2 protein-coding genes are annotated in these 1,654 nt (G+C 76.2%); one reads left to right on the forward strand and one right to left on the reverse strand.

Features of this window, described 5'->3' with window-relative positions; translation table 11 throughout:
* Positions 1-38 precede the first annotated feature (38 nt).
* Positions 39-764, forward strand: coding sequence for a GDSL-type esterase/lipase family protein (locus E1193_RS31330; protein WP_132186729.1), 726 nt, complete (start codon positions 39-41; stop codon positions 762-764).
* A 168-nt stretch (positions 765-932) separates the two neighbouring features.
* Here E1193_RS31330 and E1193_RS31335 read toward each other — a convergent pair.
* Positions 933-1,654, reverse strand: a 722-nt coding sequence (locus E1193_RS31335; protein ID WP_243707987.1) for an EcsC family protein, incomplete at its 5' end; no start/stop codon positions are given.

Below are 1,654 nucleotides of genomic sequence, written 5' to 3' on the forward strand. Positions count from 1 at the left end.
CGCCACGCGAGTCCAGTCCACCCGGCCTGCCGACCACCATGGCGGCGCTGGGCGACTCCGTCAGCTCCGGCTTCGGCTCCTGCCTGGCGCTCACCTCATGCCGGCGCAACTCGTGGTCCACCGGGGACGGCGTCCGGGTGGAGAGCCACTACCGCCGGCTGCTCGACGCCAACCCGAACATCCGCGGCCGGGCGCGCAACCACGCCGTTCCCGGGGCGCGGGCCGCAGCGCTCGCCGGTCAGGCCGAAGCCGCCGTACGCGACCGGGCCGACTACGTCACCGTGCTGATCGGGGCCAACGACGCCTGCCGGGGCGACATCGACAATATGACGACGGTGGCGACGTTCCGCAGCCAGGTCGACCGAGGGCTGCGGGTACTGCGCGAGGGCCGACCGAAGGCGCGCGTGCTGGTGGCCAGCATCCCCGACCTGCACCGGCTCTGGGAGATCGGGCACACCGAGCCGCGGGCTGTCCGGGCCTGGCGAGCCGGGATCTGCCCGGCGCTGTTGGCGAACCCGACCTCCACCGCACCGGCCGACCGCGCCCGCCGGGCCGCTTTCCGGCAGCGGATCGACGCCTACAACGCCGAGCTGAAGGCCGCCTGCCGAGCGTACGGGTCGCGCTGCCGGCACGACGGCGGCGCGGTGCACCGGGCCCGGTTCACCCTCGCGGAGGTCAACGCGCTGGACTGGTTCCACCCCAATGCGGCCGGGCAGAACCGGCTCGCCGACGTGACCTTCCCGGCCGCCGGCTGGCGGCTCTGATCCCGGCCGCCGACTGGCGGCTCTGACCGTCCGTGCCACCGTCGCGCAGGCTCCCGATCGCGGCGTCGACTGGTACGCCGGGCTCGACCGGGACGCCGGCCGATTCACGTCGCGCCCGGCGGCACCGCCACGCCCCCTGACGGGACGCGGCGACACCGCCGGGCCGGGTCAGGGACGCCGGGTCTGGGCCAGGCCCGACCGGCCGGCCCGGTACAGCGCCCGGGCACGTTCGGCGAGATCCTTCGTCGCCGAGGAGTTGGCCCAGGTACCGAGAATGATCGCGGCGCCGGGGACGACCTTGGCGAACATCCGCTTGGCCGCCCGCACGCCGGCCATCCGCGCCAGCCGGACACCCAGTTGCAGCATCACCCGGCCCAGCGGGTGCTGCGCCGCGTGGCCGAAGAGGGCGCCGGCCCGTTCCCGGCCGGCGGCCACGCCGAGGGCCAGCCGGGCGGTCTCCGCCACCTTGTGCACCTTCTGCAACACCAGCAGGTCGGTGGCCCGGTCCGGGTGGACCGGGTCCGCGCCGTACGCCGCAGCGATGTGCAGCACCATCCGGGCCTGCGTCCACGCCAGCACGCCGACGTCGATGACCGCTCCGGGCAGGCCGGCCACACCGGAAACCGCCCCGGAGAGGCGTGCCCGGTTGACGAACCGGCGGACGGCCTGTTCGACGAGTTCGTCGGCGGTGACGTCGGGCCGCTCGGCGCGGGCCTGGGCGGCCCACTCGGCAGCCTCCGGCCCGAGCCGGCGGACCGCCTCCAGGGCGAGGTGTTCCGGCGCGTACTGCGGGTCGTCGCGCATCCGGTCCCAGAGCGTCGCGGGCGGCGCCTCGGGGGCGTCCGCCGCGCGGGCGGGCGCGGCGGACGTGGTCGGGGCCGGCGTCGGGG

The organism is Micromonospora sp. KC606, from assembly GCF_004348675.1.
Lineage (GTDB): Bacteria > Actinomycetota > Actinomycetes > Mycobacteriales > Micromonosporaceae > Micromonospora.

Bases quoted from the DNA above. Each gene is read 5' to 3' on its own strand.
- E1193_RS31330 (WP_132186729.1), top strand. From the start codon at position 39: ATGGCGGCGCTGGGCGACTCCGTCAGCTCCGGCTTCGGCTCCTGCCTG.